The organism is Sphingomonas sp. Leaf23 (assembly GCF_001421585.1).
In the GTDB taxonomy this organism is placed as follows: Bacteria; Pseudomonadota; Alphaproteobacteria; order Sphingomonadales; family Sphingomonadaceae; genus Sphingomonas.
In genome coordinates this window covers 64,033-82,957 of record NZ_LMKR01000004.1, presented here as the reverse complement: position 1 = coordinate 82,957, position 18,925 = coordinate 64,033, and the positions used below count along the sequence as shown (strand labels likewise).

The following is an 18,925-nucleotide window of genomic DNA, read 5'->3' as shown; positions in this document are numbered from 1 at the left end:
TCAGCCGGGGATGCGGACATTCAGGAAGGCGGGCACCGGGCCGTTCCATGCGCCGTCCTCGACCGCATCCTGCTGGACATAGCGGGCGGGGCGTTCGTCGCGACGCTGGTCGTAGCGGTCGTCGGAACGCTCCTCGCGGTCGCGGCGGGGGCGGCGTTCTTCGCGCGCAGGCCGTTCCTCGCGGGCGGGCTGTTGCTCGCGCTCGGCGCGTGCCGGGCGTTCCTCACGCTCGGCACGGGCGGGGCGTTCGCTGCGCTCGCGCGCCGGCGCCGCGTCCACCTCGGCGGCGGGACGACGGCGGCCACGACGCGGGGCCTCCTCGACCGGTGCCGCTTCCGGCTCGGCCACGACCTCGGCCGGGGCATTGCCCAGGTCGAGCACCGGGATCTTCTGACCAGTCAGCTTTTCGATATTGGCGATGTTCTCGGCATCGTCGGGCGTCACCAGCGTATAGGCGATGCCGGTCGCACCACCGCGTCCGGTGCGGCCGATGCGATGGACATAATCGTCCGGGTGCCACGGCGCGTCGAAGTTGAAGACGTGGCTGACGCCCTTCACGTCCAATCCGCGTGCGGCGACGTCGGACGCGACGAGGATCGTGACGTCACCCGACTTGAAGCGTTCCAGTTCGGCGATCCGCGACGACTGGTCCATGTCGCCATGGATTTCGGCCGAGCGGAAGCGGGCGCGCTGCAGCACCTTGTTCAGTTCGCGCACGGTCGTCTTGCGGTTGCAGAAGATGATCGCGTTGCGGACCTCTTCGGTCGCCAGCAGCTGCCGCAGTACGTCGCGCTTCTTGGCGGCAGTCACCGGCACGACATGCTGGGCGATGTTGAGGTTGGTCGATGCCGGGCGCGACACCTCGATCGTCTTGGGATTGTCGAGGAACTTGTCGGCCAGCTTCTTGATCGGCGGCGGCATGGTGGCCGAGAACAGCAGGGTCTGGCGCTGCTTGGGCAGCTTGGTGCAGATTTCCTCGATGTCGGGGATGAACCCCATGTCGAGCATGCGGTCGGCTTCGTCGATGACCAGCATCGAACAGCCGGTCAGCAGGATCTTGCCGCGGGTGAACAGGTCCATCAGCCGGCCCGGCGTCGCAATCAGGACGTCGACGCCCTTTTCGAGTGCCGCCAGCTGGTCACCCATCGACACGCCGCCGATCAGCAACGCCATCGATAGCTTGTGATTGGCGCCGTACTTTTCAAAATTCTCGGCAACCTGCGCCGCCAGTTCGCGCGTGGGTTCGAGGATCAGCGAGCGCGGCATGCGCGCGCGGCTGCGCCCCTGCGCCAGAATGTCGATCATCGGCAGCACGAAGGATGCGGTCTTGCCGGTGCCGGTCTGGGCGATGGCGACCAGATCGCGCATCATCAGCACCGACGGAATCGCCGCCGCCTGGATCGGGGTAGGTTCGGTATAGCCCGAATCATTGACGGAACGCAGCAGTTCGTCGGACAGGCCGAGATCGGCAAAGGTCATTGCGGTTCCATGGCTGGGGAACGCAACTGGTCCGCGCTCCTGATATATCCGACGGCCCCTCGCGAAAAACGCCGGAAAAGTCAAGTTTTCGGATGGGTGGTGTTTGATCCAGAGAGACTGGATCAGACGGTGCCGGCCCGCTCCCCCACCCGGCCACCCATCGATGATACCGTGTGGGTGGCCGGGTGGGGGAGCGGGCCGGCACCGCATCCCCGCGAGCGAATCTAATCTAGCGCGCCGGTACGAGCGCCCGGAACGCGGCGATGCGGCACTGGCCGCCCGAACGCGAGCGGATGACGTCGCGCGACGCGCACATTCGGCCGTCGCCGCTGGGCCGGATATACAGGCCCGACACGAAATCGAGCGACGGGCAATCGTCGGCCAGACGCGCACGGACCCGGCCGCCGCTGCTGAGCAGCAGGTCGACGCTGTCGGTGCGGTTGATCGTTACCGCCGCGAGATTTTGCAGCGGCACGCAGCGGTCGGTGCGCTTTTCGACCCACTGGATCGGCGGCAGCGCGCGCGGGGCGCTATAGGCGACCGGGGCGAACGGCGCGCGCGGCACGCGCAGGATCACCCGTTGCACCCGCACTTCGGTCCGCACGGTGGTCACCGCCGGCGGGGTGTCGACGGGACGACGCTGCGCCGCGCCGGGCAAAGCGAGCAGGAGCAACATCATGGTCGCTGCGGAAAGCGGCAGGGCGGTCACGTTGGGATCATCCTACGATGGAATTTAACCTCAGATGAACTGGCGGCAAGGGGGAGCGGGATGCTAACCCGTTTAGATGACGACCGCAGCCATCGCCGCCATGGTCGCCGACGCCCGCAGCGCGTTTGGCGACCGGATCGTGACCACCGATGCCGACCGGATCGCGCCGTGGCTGACCGACTGGCGCGGGCGCTATCATGGGGCCAGCGCCGCGTTGTTCGAACCGGCGGATACCGGCCAAATCGCCGCGCTGGTGGCGTTGGCCGGGCGGCACGGCGTCGCGCTGGTACCGCAGGGGGGCAACACATCGATGGTCGGCGGCGCAACCCCGCCGGCCGATGGATCGGCGGTGCTGCTGTCGCTGCGCCGGCTGAACCGCATCCGCCAGGTGGGCGAGGGGCAGGCGGTGGCCGAGGCGGGCGTGATCCTGCAGCATCTGCACGAAGCGGCGGCCGACGCGGGGCAGCGTTTCCCGCTGACGCTGGGCGCGCGGGGGAGTGCCACGATCGGCGGCCTGACCTCGGCCAATGCCGGCGGTACGCAGGTGCTGCGCTGGGGCAATATGCGTCGACTGGTGCTGGGGATCGAGGCGGTGTTGCCCGATGGCAGCGTGCATGACGGGCTGGCCGCGCTCCCCAAGGACAATCGTGGCTATGACCTGACGCAGCTGCTGGTCGGGGCGGAAGGGACTCTGGGCATCGTCACCGCCGTCACGCTGAAGCTGGTACCTGCGATTGCCGAGCGGGCGGTGGCGTGGGTCGGGATCACCGATCCGCAGGCGGGGCTGGACCTGCTGCGCGCCATGCAGGCGGCGACCGACCGGATCGAGAGTTTCGAGATCATTCCCGCCGACACGCTGGCGCTGGCGGTCGCGCATCTGCCCGGCGCGCGCGCACCGCTGTCGGGCGACCATCCGTGGCAGCTGCTGGTCGAGGCGGTGGCCGCGTCCGGCGAATCGCCGCCGGGGCCGCCGCTGGAGCAATTGTTGGCAGACGGTATCGAGGCGGGGCTGGTGGCGGACGCGGTGCTGGCAAGCAGTGAGGCGCAGGCCGAGGCATTCTGGACGCTGCGTGATTCGCTGTCGGCGGCGGAAAAATCGACCGGGCCGGCGGTACAGCACGATATCTCGGTCCCGGTCGACACGATGCCGCGCTTCATGGTGGAGGCCGCGCGGGCGGCCGAGGCACAGTTTCCCGGCACCCACGCCACCGCCTTCGGCCATCTGGGCGACGGCAATGTCCATTTCCACGTCCGCGCGCCTGCCGGCGTCGATCCGGCGCGCTGGTATGCCGAGGATGCGCCGGTCGTCACCCGCTTCGTCCATGATGCGGTGAGCGCGGCGGGCGGATCGATCTCGGCGGAACATGGCATCGGGCAGATGAAGCTCGGCGAACTGGAGCGGCTCGGGCCACCGGCGCGGCTGGCGGCGTTGCGCGCGATCAAGGCCGGGCTGGACCCGCGCGGCCTGTTCAATCCCGGCAAGCTCGTATCGCTTGCGCCGCGCACCGCCAATCCATAGACGTTGCTCCCGAGGCTCGCCCGGGGGGGCGGCCGTCCGGCATGGTATGACCGGGCCGACTATAGAGTATCTGGAGACCCTGAAATGGCCAGCGCGCCGCAGAATCAATCGCTTCCGCTGTTCTACAACCAGCTCGAACCGCTTTCGAGCCAGACCCATGGCAACTGGAAGGTCCGCGCGAGCGAGACCGCGCCGTTCCTGGTCGGGCAGCACGCGATTCCCGTAACGGTCGAGGAATTCCCGCTGGTGCAGCGCCGGATGCCGATCGTGTTCTCGGTCGGTGACGATCCCGTGCCGCTGGCGCTGATGGGCCTGAACGAAGGCGTCAACACCTTCATGGACGACGAAGGCCGGCTGATCGACCCGGAAACCTATATCCCGGCCTATATCCGCCGCTATCCCTATCTGCTCGCGCGCCTGCGTCCCGAATCGGAGGACCTGTCGCTGTGCTTCGACCCGACGTCGGACGTCGTTGGCCCGTTCGAAGATGGCGAGCCGCTGTTCGACGGTGACCAGCCGAGCGAAGTGACAAAGCAGATCCTCGCCTTCAACGAGCAGTTCGAGCAGGCCGGGCAGCGCACCGGCATGTTCATGAAGGAGATCAAGGACCTGGGCCTGCTGATGGATGGCGAAGTCGCGATCCAGCAGGAAGGCAACGACCAGCCCTTCATCTATCGCGGGTTCCAGATGGTGTCCGAGGAGAAGCTGAACGACCTGCGCGGCGACCAGCTGCGCAAGATGCAGCAGTCGGGCATGCTGCCGCTGATCTTCGCCCACCTCTTCTCGCTGTCGCTGATGCGGGACGTGTTCGCGCGCCAGATGCGCCAGGGCAAGGTGCAGCCGCAGCCCGTCGCCGTTCCGACCTTCTGATGGTGACCGTCCAGCCGATCCACGCCCAGCGCTATTCGCGCGGCGCGATCCTGTTTCACTGGATCATCGCCGTGCTGGTGCTGGTCAATCTGTGGATCGGCATCGTCGGGGGCTCGATGTCGGCGCACAAGGCGATCGGCATCTCCGTGCTGGCCCTGACGATCGGCCGGATCGGCTGGCGGCTGGGCCACGCCCCGCCGCCGCTCCCGCCGGAAATGGCGTCCTGGGAGCGGACGGCGGCCAAGGCGTCGCATGTCCTGTTCTATGTCCTGCTGCTGCTCGTGCCGCTTACCGGCTGGGCGATGGTGTCGGGTGCGAAGCGCTATCCGCTCGACTGGTTCGGGCTGTTTCCGCTCCCCTATCTGCCGATTTCGTCGTCGGCGGCGCATCTGGGGCATGAACTGCACGAAGTGGTCGGATTTGGGATGGCCGGGCTGGTCGCGCTGCACGTTGCCGCCGCGCTGCGGCATCATTTCCTGCTGCGCGACGGGGTGCTGTCGCGGATGCTGCCGGGGGCCCGCGCGGTACGCTGACGCGCCGTTGCGATAAAGTCACGGTCAACTGCAAAATGGGTCTTGAACCTGTCCGACCCGCTCCCTAGATTGCAGTTACACGGTTCGATGTCCCCCCTTTCGTTGGACCGTGCGGCGCGTTTCACGCGCCTCCTCCCTGAACCTTGGCCACTCCGTGCAACCGCACGGGGTGGCTTTTTTCTTGGGGCTATTCCGCTGCGATGCGGTGCGACGTCGCCAGCGCGGCGCCGGCCAGCGCGTCGATCGCGGCGCGAACCCAGCGCGCGGTAGTCGTGACGCCCGCGCCCGGCCGATCGAGCAGCTCGTCGAGATACAGGCTGCGATCGATTTCCAGCTGGAGCGCATGGATGCCGGCGCGGGGGCGGGCGTGGGCGGCCAGGATATACCCGCCGGCATAGGGATGGTTGATCGCCACGCGCAGCCCGGCGTCGCGCACGATGCCGGCGGCAAGATCGGTGAACAGCGCAGCGCAGCTATGGCCGTGGCGATTGCCCAGCACGACTTGCGCCGGGGTGACGCCCGGCAGCGGCGGCATCGAATGCAGGTCAAGGAGTAGCGCAATGCCGAACCGCGCGCGGGCGGCGTCCAGCGCAGCGCTCAGCGCCGCGTGATAGGGCGCATGGTCCTGCGCGATCCGTGTCGTGACTTCGGCGTCGCTCAGCTTGCGCCGCCACATATTGTCGGCACCGCCCGCCCGGCGGGGGATCAGCCCGATGCCGTTGCGCACCTTGTCCGATGCCTGTGCGGCAAAGCTGCGCGGATCGACGCCGGCATCCACCTGCGGATCGCGGTCGCGATCGGGCGATCGGTTGAGGTCGATCCAGCCGCGCGGGCGGCGGGCGACGAACATCGTCTCCTTGCCCCGGACCAGCCCGGCGACCGCATCGATATGGCGATCCTCCAGCGTGCTCAACCGCGCGACCGGTATGGTCAGCAACGCCTGCATCGCTTGCGGATAGTCGCGCCCGGCATGGGGCACCGACACGACCACCGGCGACGCCGGTTCGTCCGATCCGTACCGGTCGAACAGGGGCGGGGCGTTGGGGGCTTCCATCGGTCGCAAAGGATCACGCCCTGTCGCGCTTGTCGAGCGTCCGGCTGGAAAATGTTAACCACCCTCGCCTAGGGTCGGGGCTGGCATCGAAGGGAGTCGGATGTTCAGAATCTTGCTGGCCGAGGACGATCAGGTGATGCGCGAATATCTGACGCGCGCACTGGAACGTGCCGGCTATTTCGTCAGCGCGGTGGATCGGGGCACGGCGGCGATCCCGCTGCTGCAGACCGAATCTTTCGACCTGCTGCTGACCGATATCGTGATGCCGGAAATGGACGGCATCGAACTGGCGCAGCGGGCCGGGGAGATGGTGCCCGACCTGCGCGTGATGTTCATCACCGGCTTTGCTGCGGTGACGCTGAAGGCCGGGCGGCAGGTGCCGCACGCTCGCATCCTGTCAAAGCCGTTCCACCTGCGGGAGCTGGTGGCGGAGGTCGATCGGCTGTTCGAGGGAGAAAGAATCCCGACCAGCAATTAAGGGCTTGTCAGGCGGAATCGGCGCGGCTAACAGCGCGTCTCCGGTTTCGCTCCCTTCCCCGGAAGGACAGCGCCGGGCGCGTAGCTCAGTGGTAGAGCACTGTGTTGACATCGCAGGGGTCGCAAGTTCAATCCTTGCCGCGCCCACCATTTCGAAAACCCCGTCAGTCCATTGGATTGGCGGGGTTTTTGCTGTCCGGGGTCCGTTTCGGCCATTGCGCGCGGCCGTGGCTGCGATAGCTTTCCGTCCGTGGATCGAAGGGGGCGGATATGCGCAGATATGGACTGACGGGCGTCGCGGCGCTGGCGATCATCGCGGCACCGGCGGCGGCACAGACGACGGCCGCGCCGGTCGAGGAAGTGTCGGTCGACCAGCTTCAGCAACGGATGCAGGCCGGCGCGACCAGCAGCGTCGCGATCACGCAGGCGTATCTCGCCCGGATCGCTGCGATCGACCGGCAGGGGCCGACCCTGCGCAGCGTGATCGCAACCAACCCCGATGCCCTGGCGCAGGCCAGGGCGCTGGACGATGAACGGCGCGCGGGGCGGGTGCGCGGGCCGCTGCACGGCGTGCCGGTGCTCATCAAGGACAATATCGAAACCGCCGATCCCGTGCCGACCACCGCCGGCAGCCTGGCGCTCAAGGATAACGTCACCCGCCGCGATGCGCCGGTCGTCGCCTATCTGCGCCGTGCCGGGGCGGTGATCCTCGGCAAGACCAATTTGTCCGAATGGGCAAACATCCGCTCGACCCGATCGATGAGCGGGTGGAGTGCGGTCGGTGGGCTCGTGCGCAACCCTTATGCGCTCGATCGCACCGCCTGCGGATCGTCGTCGGGATCGGGCGCGGCGATCGCCGCCAGCCTGGCCGCCGTTGCGGTCGGGACCGAAACCGATGGGTCGGTGGTCTGTCCGTCATCGATCAATGGGCTGGTCGGGTTCAAGCCGACGCTGGGGCTGGTCAGCCGCAGCCGGGTCGTGCCGATCAGCCATAGCCAGGACACGCCGGGACCGATGGGTCGATCGGTACGCGACGTCGCGTTGCTGCTGTCGGCGATGGCTGGTCCCGATCCGACCGATGCGGCCACCGCGCGGACGGTGGTGCGCGACTATGCCGCCGGGCTGTCGGCAGGCGCGCTCAAGGGCAAGCGGGTCGGCGTCATTCGTCCCGCCGGGCTGCCCTCGGCATTGGCCGAGCGGTTCGATGCGGCGCTGAAGGTCCTGCAGGCTGCCGGGGCGACGCTGGTCGAGGTGACGCCGCCCAAGCGCGACGGGCTGGGCGAGGCGGAACTGCTGGTGCTGAAGACCGAGCTGAAGGCCGATCTCGACGCCTATCTGGCGACCACGCCATCGGCGGTGACGGCACGGACGCTGCAACAGGTCATCGCGTTCAACCGCGCCAACGCCGCTGCCGAGATGCCGTTTTTCGGGCAGGAATTGTTCGAGGCGGCGATGGAGACCAAGGGGCTGGCCGATCCCGCCTATCGCACCGCCCGCGCAACCTCGCTGCGGCTGGCGGGGCGCGAGGGGATCGACGCGATGCTGAAGACCGCGCGGGCCGATCTGCTGGTCGAACCGACCTATGCCGCCGCGTGGCTCAGCGATCCGGTCTATGGCGACCAATATGGCGGGCCGTCGGCGTCCGAACTGCCTGCCGTCGCCGGCTATCCGCATCTGACGGTGCCGATGGGGCTGATGCAGGGGTTGCCGGTCGGACTGTCGTTCATCGGTACGGCGGGCACCGATGCGGCGATCCTGTCGGCCGGCTATGCCTATGAACAGCGATCAAAGGCACGGGTCGCGCCGCGTTACCTCTCGCAGGCGGCGGTGGCACCGGGGCTGGAGGGGGCGGGGCGCTGACCCGCGCCCGCCGTCATTCCCGCCTGCGCGGGAATGACGAAGGTCGCTTCTAGCGCGGCAACCGGGCGATCGCCGCCGCCTGGTCCGCGACCAGCCGGATGGTCGTGTCGCCGGTGAAGATGCCGTACCAGCCCTGCGGTTCATGGGGCGGATCGCCCATATACTGCCGGTCGCCCTCGGCGAAGCGATAGTCGGGATGCTGTGCCCGCGCCTCGCCATTCCATGCCCAGAAGTTGGTGCCGACGATCGGCCCGCCCTCGGCCATGCTTTTCAGCGCAGCGGCATAGATGCGACCATAGAAACGATCCTTGTAGGTGGTCGCCACGGACGGGTCGTTGCTGCCGCCGTCGCGTGGGTAGCCGAACTCCTCGATCACCATCGGTTTGTTCAGTTGCTTCGCCAGCGCGACATGATCGGCGATATATTTGTCGGTCAGTGCTTCGCCACGGGCGGCGGTGTTGGCGAGGTCGGTCTGTTTTACCCAGTCCCAGTTGTTCGGCCAGATGTGTACGGTCAGATAGTCGATTTCGGGAATGGCATGTTCGGCCAGCACGATGTCGGCGCGCTCCAGCCCGCCCTTCAATCCCTCGCTGCCGGTCGAGACGAGGTGGTTGGGATCGATCGACTTGATGAGCTGCGCGCTGGAGCGGACCCAGGCGTAGAATTGCGGCAGGTTGGCGTGCGCGAGGTCGCCCGAGGGGCGCGGTTCGTTCGACAGCTGCCATGCCATGATCGCGGGATCATCGGCATAACGCTGGCCGGTCACGCTGTTGGTGCGGCCGACGACGGTGCGGATCCAGTCGCGATACAGCTCCATCGCGCGGGCATTGCCGTAGAATTGCGCATTGTAGTTCGCGAATTCCGGCCAGGGATGCGCCGGATCGTTCATGTTCAGATACTGGCCGCCGTTGACGTAGGACAGGTACGTCATCATGCCGCCCGACCATTCCCAGAAATTGGTCAGGTACAGCACCGCGCGCATGTTCCGCTTGGCCATTTCGGCCAGCGCATAGTCGAGGCCGGCGAGCAGCGTCTGGTTGTAATCCTTGCCCGGCCCCCGAAAGCCCGGCTTGATCGAATTCTTGAGCGGCCCTTCCTCAGCCGAGGCCAGCACGCGCAGATTGGTGACGCCCATCGCCGCCAGCGCGTCCAACTCGCGTCCCAGCCGCGCGCGGTCACCGTAAGGGGCATCGGCGCCGAGATAGGCCGCGTACCAGATGTTGGCACCGGCAAAGCGATAGGGCTCGGTCCCGACCATCAGCCGCGCGCCATCGCGCCGGACGAAGGCGCGGTTCGTGGCGGCCGGCGTGGTCGCGACCGGCGGCGCCATGGTGCACCCGGCCAGCAGGGCGGACGTGCCGAGGAATGTGCGTCGAGCGATGTTGGTCATCAGGTCCCCTTCGTGCGCGTCGATCCGATGTCGCCGCGTCCTTGTCTTGATCGATGCCGACAGATTGGGCGGGGAGTGTCATCGCTGTCAACGGCAATATTGATATTTGTTTTCTCAATTACCCGGCGGCGGCTCGGCGTAGAAAAAAGGGGCCGCAACCGGATGGTTGCGACCCCCTGAACAGGCATCCTTCGAAGCCGAAGGATCAGAGCGTCAGGCGGACGCTCAGCTGGAACTGACGATCGCTCTTGAAGTACGAGCGCGGCGCTTCGAGGCCGTCGCCGTTCAGCACGAACGAGGTCTTGGTCGTCGCGTCGAGCAGGTTCTGGACCTGCACGCCGATCTTGAACTGCTTGTTGACCGTATAGAACAGCGAGGCGTCCGCCTGGCCCGTCGCGTCCGAATAGACCGGCAGGAACGGGAAACAGCAGTCGCGGTTGGTCAGCAGATACTTCGAACGCCAGCTATACGCGATGCGCGCATAGACCCCGGCCAGATCGTAGAAGGCCGAGACGTTGAAGTTGTACTTCGACAGCTGTGCCAGCGGCAGGCCGTCATATAGACCCGCGACGTCGAGCGGCGGACGGTTGCCGTCTTCCGGACGGTTGTCCGGCCGTGCATTGGGCAGCTGACCCGGCGAGATGTACGTGAACGTCGCCTGCGTCCCCAACCCACGCAGCGCGCCCGGCAGGAAATCGTAGGTCTGCTGGTACGAGAATTCCGCGCCCTTGATGTTCGCCTTACCCGGCACGTTGACCGGGCCGTTGATCGTGGCGGCGAAGGTCTGGCCGTTATTCGTGAAGCTGCGGCTATACCCGAAATTGTCGAGGATGATGTTCGACAACTGCTTGTAGAACACCGCGGCGGTCAGCGAACCGACCTTGGCGAAATACCATTCAGCGGTCAGGTCGACCTGCTTCGCATCGATCGGACGCAGGAACGGGTTCCGGGCATTGGCCGAGAAGCCGTAGATGCCGGTCGTGTTCGACGACGACGGCGACAGGCCGACGAAGTTGCGCAGATCGGTGAAGCCCGGACGCGAAATCGCCTTCGATGCCGCGACGCGGAACAGCAGCTGGTCGGTCGCCTGATACTTGATGTTCAGGCTGGGCAGCCACTTGTCGAACTTCTGGGAAGCGACGTCGTTGATCGACCCGTTGTTCGAGAAGGCGACGATCGCCTGCTGCTGTGCGGCCGACAGCGTACAGATCGGGCGAACGGTGCCGGTGGTGTTCGGGCTGGCGCAGAATGCCGCGACGGTCGGGAAACCACCGAGCGTGTTGGCGATGTTCGGGAACGCAGTCGCACCGAAGGACTGGTCCTCGGTATGCACGAAGCGCAGGCCGATATTGCCCGACAGGCTGGACGAGCCGCCGCCGATGTCATCGACACCGAAGTCGAGGCGCGCATAGCCCGAATAGGTCTTTTCGGTGATGCGATAGACTTCGTTCGGCCGAAAATAACCGTCGACGAGCGGCGCGGCGGCCGTGCCGCGATCCTCGAGTGGGGTATAGCCGCCGCCGCCCTGCTTGGTGGCAGTGCGCAGCAGTGCGGTCAGCGCGTCATGGTCGGTCAGGATGTTGTCACGGATGCCCCATGCCGTCGGCGGCTGCACCGCTTGACCGCGATAGAAGTCGGCGAAGTTCACCGGCGACATGCTGTCGCGATACTTGTCCACCGACGCCAGTCCGCCCGAGGTCCAGGTGTCCGACACCGCGCCCCAGTTGTTGTAGTCGTTGGCCTTCACCGTCTGGTCGCGGGTCGCATAGCGGCCGCCGACGCGGATCTTGCGCAGGAACGAATCGTCCGACACGTCATACTGCGCATCGGCCCGGAACGCCCATTCGTCGCCATCGCTGTGCGTGCGATTGTTCATCGCGTCGCGGATATACGTGTTGGTCTGGCTGCCGAAATAGTTCGCGACCGACTGGCCGTTCCCCGGGATCAGGTTGATCTGCGGCACGTCACCGCGACCGTCGATCGACACGCCGTTGAAGTTCGCCAGTTCGACGACGTCGTCCGAATCGCGCGCCTTCGAATAGACGTACTGGCCGTCGAAGTTCAGGTGCAGGCGATCGGTCGGGTCCCACTTCACGTTCAGCGACTGGTCCTGGGTATAACCCTTCGTCTGGAAGTAGCGGTTGCCCAGCGTGGTGTACTGCCCGCCACCCTGACGGATCAGCGAGCCGCTCGTGAACAGGCCGTCGTCGTTATAGGTCGGCGTGGTGCCGGCCTGCGGGAAGATCGCGTTTGCATCGGCATAATAGACGTTGGGTTCGACGGTGCGGTCGAGCCAGGTCTGCGACGATTCGGCGCGCAGGAACTGCGCGGTGACCAGCAGGTTGCGCGAGGCGTTCTCATACTGCGCGGCGCCCGAATAGCCGACGCGCTTGCGGTCGAAATTCTGCATGCGCATGCCCGCGCCCAGCGGCACATAGACGACATCGCGGCCCGACGGGACCGGATAGCGGTCGAACAGCGTCGACTGGTACGGGGTGCCGCCATTCAGGACGCGGCCTTCGCCATTGTCCTGTACGCCGTTGCCGTTCTTGTCGTCGTTGTAGCGCGGCAGGAACGCCGAATAGAACACCGAGTCCGACCGGCTGCGCTGGCGGTTGTAGCTGCCGCTGGCCATGATGCCGAAGCGGCCGCCGCTGTTCAGGTCCCACTGCTTCGAAAACAGGCCGACCACGGCCGGCTCGCTGCGGCCGTTATAGTCGCCATAGTTCACGCTGCCCGACAGATAGACCAGCGTGTCCTTGGTATCGAACGGCTTGCGGGTGTTGATGTTGACCGAACCCGAAATGCCGCCTTCGATCATGTCGGCGGTCAGGTTCTTGTACACCTCGACCGAGCCGACCAGTTCGGTCGGTACGTCGTTGAAGCCGATTTCACGACCGCCGCCGACGCCGAAGCTGTCGCGGCCGTTGAATTCGCCACGGACATAGGCGAGGCCGCGGATCGTGACGCCCGAGCCTTCGACCGAGAAGTGCGCGGTGTCGGTCGCAGCGGCAAAGCGGGTGATCGCGACGCCGGCGACGCGCTGCAGCGCTTCGTTGACCGAACGGTCGGGAAGGGCACCGATATCCTCGGCGGTGATCGCGTCGACAATGGTGTCAGCATTGCGCTTAATCGACTGTGCGTTCGCCAGCGATTGACGCAGGCCGGTGACAACGATGTCATCTCCGTCCGTCGTATTGGCGGCCGGGGTCTGAACGTCCGATGCCGTCACGTTGGACTGGTCGACGGTGCCCTGGTTCTGGATCGACATGCTGCCCGAAACGGGGCGCTTGCCAGCACCGCTGCCGGCCGGAATGCCGTCGGTCTGCGGCGCGACTTCGGTCTGCGGCTTCGACGTGTCGTCGCGCGATGCGGGCGCCGCCGTCGTCTGTGCCATGGCGCCGGTGGCTGCCAGCTGCACCGCTACCGTCAGCGCCAGCATCGATGCCGTTGCACCCAGCCGCTTGCGCGCGTTCAAACCGTCCATAGCCGTCTGCTTATGGCGTACCACCATCACGCTTCCTCCCCATGGTCCCTGCAGGACCCGATCAACAACCTCGCTAATGCGGGTTATCGTCCCGGTAGGTCTGCGACTTCAGCAACACAACAGAAATATGATAAATGACTTTCCTAATATACGATCTTGCGATCACTGTTGCTGTATGGTGACATATCGGGTGACGGGGAGCGGATGACCGAAGAAGGACAGGGCGTCAGGGTCGTCGTCGTGGGCGGCGGCACGGCGGGATGGATGACGGCGGCGGGGCTGGTCGGGCTGTTGCCGGCCGCGTGCACCGTGACGCTGGTCGAATCCGAATCGATCGGCATCGTCGGCGTGGGCGAGGCGACGTTGCCGCACCTGCGCCTCTACCTCGAACGCCTTGGCATCGACGAAGCGGCGTTCATGGCCGCGACCGAGGCGACCTATAAGCTCGGCATCGAATTTTGCGACTTCGGCGCGCTCGGCGACCGCTACATCCATCCCTTTGGCACCTATGGCCGGCCGCTGGGCGGGGTGGCGTTCCACCATTACTGGCTCCGGCGGGCGGCGGCAGGCGCCATGCCGCCGATCGGCGCGTTTTCGGCGGGCGTGACGGCGGCCGAGCAGCGCCGGTTCGAACGGCCGGGCAGCGACCCGAACGATCCGACGACCTCGTTCGGCTATGCCTATCAGTTCGACGCGACCCGCTTCGCACCATTTATGCGCGACTGGTCGGAGGCGCGCGGCGCGACGCGGATCGAGGGGCGGATCGTCGCGGTGGAGCGCGAGGGCGACACGGTGCGCGCTGTCACGCTGGACGATGGGCAGCGGATCGAGGGCGACGTGTTCATCGACTGCTCGGGGTTCCGCTCGCTGTTGCTGGGCGATGCACTGGGGGAACCGTGGGAGGACTGGTCGCACTGGTTGCCGTGCGACCGGGCGGTGGCGGTGCCGTGCGCCAGTCCGGCCGGGGTGATCGAACCCTATACCCGTGCGACCGCCATGCCCGGCGGCTGGCGCTGGCGCATTCCGCTCCGCCACCGGGTCGGCAACGGCTATGTCTATGCCAGCGGCCATGTGTCCGACGACGAAGCGGCCGCGGCGTTGCTCGCCGGGCTGGACGGTGAAGCGCTGGCCGAGCCGCGGTTCCTGCGCTTTCGTGCAGGACGGCGGCGGCGCAGCTGGGCGGGGAATGTCGTCGCAGTCGGGCTGGCCTCGGGGTTTCTCGAACCGCTCGAATCCACCAGTATCTATCTGGTGCAGGCGGCGATCACCGCGTTGATCGAACATTTCCCCGATGGGCGGGTGGCCGAGGTCGATCGCGACGGGTTCAATGCGGCGATCGATGCCGAATATGACCGTATCCGCGACTTCTTGATCCTGCATTACCACGCGACGACGCGCGACGATTCGCCGTTCTGGAACCATGTGCGGACCATGACGATCCCGACGACGCTGGCTGACAAGCTGGCGCTGTGGCGCGGCAGTGCGCAGGTGTCGAAATACAGCCATGGGCTGTTCCTCGAACCCAGCTGGGTCGCGGTGTATCTGGGGCAGGGGGTGCTGCCCGCGGGGTGGGACCCGCGCGCCGACCGGCCCGATGCCGCCGGGCTGGACCGTGCGCTGGGGTCGCTGGCGACTGCGATTGCCGATCGGGTTGCGGCGATGCCCACGCACGATGCCGCGCTGGAGCGTCGGGCATGAACGCACGAACGGGGTTGCGATCGGTCGCGGTGGTCGGTGGCGGGCCGGTCGCGCTGGTGAGTGCGGTGGCGCTGAAACAGGCGTTGCCGGATGCCGAGGTGACACTGACCCCGGCACCGGTTGCCGACGATGCGCTGGCCGACCGGTTTCCGCTGGCGCTGCCCGCGGTCCATGCCGTGCTGGCGCGGATCGGGATGCCGCGCGAACTGCTGCTGGCGCGCGGGGTGGCGCGGGCGCGCTATGCCAGCGCCTTTGCCGACTGGAGCCGCGACGGCGCGGAATGGATGGTCGGCGACGATGCCGCCGCGACGCTGGCCGAAGGGCGGGTCGCAGCGCTCTGGCTGCGGGCGCGGGTGGCACGGGAGCGGGTGCCGCCGTTCCATGCGCTGGTCCCGGCCTGTGTCGCGGCGGCGGCGGGCATCGCCGACGCCCAAGTCGAGCCCGCGCTGCACCTCGACCCCGCGCGGATGGTGCAGGCGCTGCGCTCGATCGGCGGGCAGGCGGGCGTGCGCTTCGCCGAAGCACTCACCGATGCTGACCTGGTGATCGACGCGAGCGGCCCCGCCCGCCTGCTGACGGCGAACCGCGCGTTCGAGGATTGGCGCGATGCCGTGCCGGGCGTGCGCGTCGCGTTCGCTGCGGCGGATGCCGACCCCGGCAGCTGCGACCGCTATCGCGCGACCGCGCGAGGGTGGCAGGCGACTTGGCCCGGCGTGCGGGTGGAGGCGGGCGGCGACGGCATCGCCATCGCCCCCGGCCGCCTGTCCGAAACCTTTGCCGGACGGGTCGTCGCGCTGGGCGATGCGGCGGTGCAGCCGGGGCCGCTTGGCCGCATGGGCTTCACCCTCGCGCTGGGGCAGCTGGCGCTGTTGCTGGAATTATTGCCCGCGTGCGATCCCGAACCGTTGTTGCAGGCCGAATATAACCGCCGCGCCGGGTTGCAGGCCGACCGGATGCGCGACTTCCTGGGGCTGCATTATCATGGTGGCGGGCGGACGCAGGGGCCGTTCTGGCACCAGTTCCGCGACACCAGCCGTCCGCCCTCGCTCGACCGGCTGCTGGCGCAGTTCGCGCGCCGGGGGCAGGTCGTGCCGGCGGACGAGGAACTGGTCCAGCGCGATGCATGGACCGCCGTGCTGCTGGGACAGGGGATATGGCCTGCGCGGCCCGATCCCATCGCCTTGTCGGTTTCCCCGGCGGAGGCCGCCCGCCTTATCAACGACCTTGTCGCCCGTCTTGCCGCACTGGATTATATCGCATGACCGACCGTCGTATCGCCCATGTCGTCATCATCGGCGGGGGCACCGCCGGGTGGATGACCGCCGCTGCCGCCGGACGGTTCCTCGACGATGGGCAGCGCCGCATCACGCTGGTCGAATCCGATGCCATCGGCACGGTCGGGGTGGGCGAGGCGACGATCCCGTCGATTCTGAACTTCAACAACCTGCTCGGCATCGACGAGGCCGAGTTCCTGCGCGAGACGAAGGGCAGCTTCAAGCTCGGCATCGAGTTTGCCGGCTGGCACCGCCCCGACAGCGGCTATTTCCATCCCTTCGGCAGCTTCGGCCGCGATATCGAGGGGATTAATTTCCACCAGCTCTGGCTGAAATTGCGCGGGGAAGCGGGGATCGGCCCGATCGCCGACTATTCGCCCAGCACCGTCGCGGCACGCGCCGCCGCGTTCAGCCCGCCGGTCGGCGATCCGCGATCGCCGCTGTCGGGCATGGCCTATGCCTATCATATCGACGCGACGCTCTATGCCGCGTTCCTGCGCCGCCGGGCCGAGGCAGAGGGCGTAAAGCGGGTCGAGGGGCGGATCGTCGCGGTCGAGCGTGCCGACAACGGCCATGTCGCGGCGGTCGTGCTGGACGACGGCCGCCGGGTCGAGGGCGAGCTGTTCATCGACTGCTCGGGCTTTCGCTCGCTGTTGCTCGGCGATGCGATGGGGGTGGGGTATGAGGACTGGTCGCACTGGCTGCCGTGCGACCGCGCCATCGCGGTGCCGACCGAGCGCACCGAACCGGTCCTGCCCTATACCCGCGCCACCGCGCACCAGGCGGGGTGGCAATGGCGCATCCCGCTGCAACACCGCACCGGCAACGGCGTGGTCTATTGCAGCCGGTTCCTCGACGACGATGCGGCGGAGGCGCTGCTCCTCTCCCGCCTCGATTCCGCGCCTACCGCTGCCCCCCGCCGCCTGTCGTTCACCACCGGGCAGCGGCACCGCATGTGGGAGGGGAACGTCGTCGCGATCGGCCTGTCGGGCGGGTTCCTCGAACCCCTTGAATCCACCAGCATCCATCTGATCCAGCAGGGGATATCGAAGCTGTTCGCGCTGTTCCCCGACCGCGATTTTTCGGGGGTGGAGCGCACCGAATATAACCGGCAGATGGCGGACAATTACCGGTCGATCCGCGACTTCATCATCCTGCACTATCACGCAACGGCGCGCGACGATTCGCCGTTCTGGCACCATGTCCGCACGATGGACGTGCCCGACAGCCTGACGCGCAAGCTCGACCTGTTCCGGCGCAAGGGGCGCATCTTCCGCTATGACGACGAACTGTTCGCCACGCCAAGCTGGGTCGCGGTGCTGCTGGGGCAGGGGGTCGATCCGGTCGGTCACGATCCGGTCGCCGACGCGCTGGACGGGGAGCGGCTGGCAGGGGCGCTGCGCCAGATGCGCAACGCGACGCAGTCGGCGGTCGCCGGGTTGCCGTCGCACGGTACGGTGCTGGCGCGGTTGGGGTGACGAAGGGGGGGCTCAACCCCCCAGCATCTGCCGCAGATACCCGCGAATCCGTGCATCCCGTTCCGGCCCCGGCGCGCCCAGCACCCCGCGTGCCGCCACCGGCAGGTGATCGGCCACCGCCGGGGCGTCGTCGCCGAACACATAATGGTCGAACCAGACGCGCAGCGCCGCGCGTTCCGCCGCCGGCCGGTCGCGCACCGCCAGGATCGCATGCACCAGCGCGAGGAACGGCGCATCGGGCGTGCCGCGCGTCCACCAGTAATTGACCAGCACGTTCAGCGCGCCGGTCGCGCGGATTTCATGCCACCACAGCGTCGGGATCAGGATCGCATCGCCCGGCCCCAGGTCGGCGACGATCGCATGGGCCTGCGCCTCGGCGAACCGGGGGAAGCGGGCAGGATCGGGCCGTTCGATATCGACCATCGTCGCCGGCTGTCCCGCCATGGTGACGTCCAGCGGGCCGATATACAGGTTGGCGATCTGTTCGGGCGGGAACAGCACGACCCGCCGCTGCCCGGCAACGACCACCGCCACGTTGCTTGCCATGTCGAAATGCGCCGACACCCGGCTGCCATTGCCGATCCATAGCCGCGCGGTGGCATCGCCGGTCGGCAGCGGCAGCACGTTGCTGTCGGTCCAGCCCGGAAAATGATCCTTGGCCGCACTGGCCCCGGCGTAGAAGGCGGGCGGATGGGCTTCGGTCGCGGCCTTTTGCAGCCCGTCGAGCAGGACGGGCAAGGGTATGTTGCCGCGTTCGAAATTGAATCCGCGCATGTCGTCGCGGTAAAAGAATCGCCCGTCGATCTCCGGCGCTCCGGCGAACAAGCCCAGCGGACGTCCGCCGTCGAAGCGCCGCAGATAAGCCGCCATCGCCGCCGGTCCCTGCTGCCCCGCCGCCACCGCCGGCCAATCGGCGACGAGGCCGCGCAGCACCACCGGGCGCGCGGCGTCGAGCAGCGTGTCGAACGCGGCGGCATCCTTCGGGATCGTTGCTTCGGGCACACGGGGCGCGGTATCGATCCAGTCGCTCATCATCCCATTCCGTCGTTTGTCGTTTCCGCTGGACCGGGCGTGCGTGCCAGCTATGGCCGGCAAAA

The 18,925-nt window shown here is 67.3% G+C and carries 14 protein-coding genes and 1 tRNA gene; 9 read left to right on the top strand and 6 right to left on the bottom strand.

Annotated elements, in window-relative coordinates; all coding sequences use genetic code 11:
- Both ASE67_RS12770 and ASE67_RS12765 read right to left on the bottom strand, forming a co-directional pair.
- The gene (locus ASE67_RS12770) at positions 1 to 1,479 is read right to left on the bottom strand and encodes a DEAD/DEAH box helicase (RefSeq protein ID WP_055761929.1); all 1,479 of its coding nucleotides are present in this window, start codon (positions 1,477 to 1,479) and stop codon (positions 1 to 3) included.
- Between the two features lie 229 nt (positions 1,480 to 1,708).
- Positions 1,709 to 2,158 carry a hypothetical protein gene (locus tag ASE67_RS12765; protein WP_156348610.1) on the bottom strand — a complete coding sequence of 150 codons (450 nt, stop codon included), beginning with the start codon at positions 2,156 to 2,158 and terminating at the stop codon, positions 1,709 to 1,711.
- Between the two features lie 106 nt (positions 2,159 to 2,264).
- On the opposite strand from ASE67_RS12765, the gene ASE67_RS12760 reads away from it, so the two are divergent.
- The 3 genes from ASE67_RS12760 to ASE67_RS12750 all read left to right on the top strand — a co-directional run bounded on the left by ASE67_RS12760 (position 2,265) and on the right by ASE67_RS12750 (position 5,110).
- Positions 2,265 to 3,707, top strand: a complete 1,443-nt coding sequence (locus ASE67_RS12760; protein ID WP_055761923.1) for an FAD-binding oxidoreductase — start codon at positions 2,265 to 2,267, stop codon at positions 3,705 to 3,707.
- An 84-nt stretch (positions 3,708 to 3,791) separates the two neighbouring features.
- A complete protein-coding gene (locus tag ASE67_RS12755; protein WP_055761920.1) occupies positions 3,792 to 4,577 on the top strand; it encodes a SapC family protein in 786 nt (261 codons plus the stop codon).
- On the top strand, positions 4,577 to 5,110 hold the full coding sequence (locus ASE67_RS12750) for a cytochrome b (protein ID WP_055761917.1): 534 nt from the start codon (positions 4,577 to 4,579) through the stop codon (positions 5,108 to 5,110). The genes ASE67_RS12755 and ASE67_RS12750 overlap by 1 nt, the downstream gene beginning before the upstream one ends.
- A 187-nt stretch (positions 5,111 to 5,297) precedes the next feature.
- On the opposite strand, the gene ASE67_RS12745 is transcribed toward ASE67_RS12750, so the two are convergent.
- Positions 5,298 to 6,164: an N-formylglutamate amidohydrolase gene (locus ASE67_RS12745; protein ID WP_055761910.1), complete on the bottom strand. Its 867-nt coding sequence runs from the start codon at positions 6,162 to 6,164 to the stop codon at positions 5,298 to 5,300.
- A gap of 100 nt (positions 6,165 to 6,264) precedes the next feature.
- Between ASE67_RS12745 and cpdR the strand changes: the two genes are divergently transcribed.
- The 3 genes from cpdR to ASE67_RS12730 all read left to right on the top strand — a co-directional run bounded on the left by cpdR (position 6,265) and on the right by ASE67_RS12730 (position 8,501).
- Positions 6,265 to 6,642 carry a cell cycle two-component system response regulator CpdR gene (gene cpdR / locus ASE67_RS12740; RefSeq protein WP_055761907.1) on the top strand — a complete coding sequence of 126 codons (378 nt, stop codon included), beginning with the start codon at positions 6,265 to 6,267 and terminating at the stop codon, positions 6,640 to 6,642.
- Between the two features lie 74 nt (positions 6,643 to 6,716).
- Positions 6,717 to 6,791, top strand: a tRNA-Val gene (locus tag ASE67_RS12735).
- Between the two features lie 120 nt (positions 6,792 to 6,911).
- Positions 6,912 to 8,501 (top strand): amidase, encoded by a 1,590-nt coding sequence (locus ASE67_RS12730; RefSeq protein WP_082457122.1) that lies wholly within the window; start codon positions 6,912 to 6,914, stop codon positions 8,499 to 8,501.
- Positions 8,502 to 8,550: 49 nt separating this feature from the next.
- Here the strand turns inward: ASE67_RS12730 and ASE67_RS12725 are convergent, their stop codons facing one another.
- The gene (locus tag ASE67_RS12725; protein WP_055761900.1) at positions 8,551 to 9,891 is read right to left on the bottom strand and encodes a glycoside hydrolase 5 family protein; all 1,341 of its coding nucleotides are present in this window, start codon (positions 9,889 to 9,891) and stop codon (positions 8,551 to 8,553) included.
- Between the two features lie 205 nt (positions 9,892 to 10,096).
- On the bottom strand, positions 10,097 to 13,378 hold the full coding sequence (locus ASE67_RS12720; protein WP_055761897.1) for a TonB-dependent receptor: 3,282 nt from the start codon (positions 13,376 to 13,378) through the stop codon (positions 10,097 to 10,099).
- 204 nt (positions 13,379 to 13,582) lie between these two features.
- Here ASE67_RS12720 and ASE67_RS12715 point away from each other — a divergent pair, with 204 nt between their 5' ends.
- Genes ASE67_RS12715 through ASE67_RS12705 form a run of 3 tightly spaced genes read left to right on the top strand, consistent with a single transcriptional unit; the run spans position 13,583 to position 17,828 of the window.
- Positions 13,583 to 15,076 carry a tryptophan halogenase family protein gene (locus ASE67_RS12715; protein ID WP_055761894.1) on the top strand — a complete coding sequence of 498 codons (1,494 nt, stop codon included), beginning with the start codon at positions 13,583 to 13,585 and terminating at the stop codon, positions 15,074 to 15,076.
- Positions 15,073 to 16,338 carry a tryptophan 7-halogenase gene (locus ASE67_RS12710; protein WP_055761890.1) on the top strand — a complete coding sequence of 422 codons (1,266 nt, stop codon included), beginning with the start codon at positions 15,073 to 15,075 and terminating at the stop codon, positions 16,336 to 16,338. The genes ASE67_RS12715 and ASE67_RS12710 overlap by 4 nt, the downstream gene beginning before the upstream one ends.
- Positions 16,335 to 17,828 carry a tryptophan halogenase family protein gene (locus ASE67_RS12705; protein ID WP_055761887.1) on the top strand — a complete coding sequence of 498 codons (1,494 nt, stop codon included), beginning with the start codon at positions 16,335 to 16,337 and terminating at the stop codon, positions 17,826 to 17,828. The genes ASE67_RS12710 and ASE67_RS12705 overlap by 4 nt, the downstream gene beginning before the upstream one ends.
- A 12-nt stretch (positions 17,829 to 17,840) precedes the next feature.
- Here ASE67_RS12705 and ASE67_RS12700 read toward each other — a convergent pair whose 3' ends face one another.
- A complete protein-coding gene (locus ASE67_RS12700) occupies positions 17,841 to 18,860 on the bottom strand; it encodes a cupin-like domain-containing protein (protein WP_055762857.1) in 1,020 nt (339 codons plus the stop codon).
- Positions 18,861 to 18,925 lie beyond the last annotated feature (65 nt).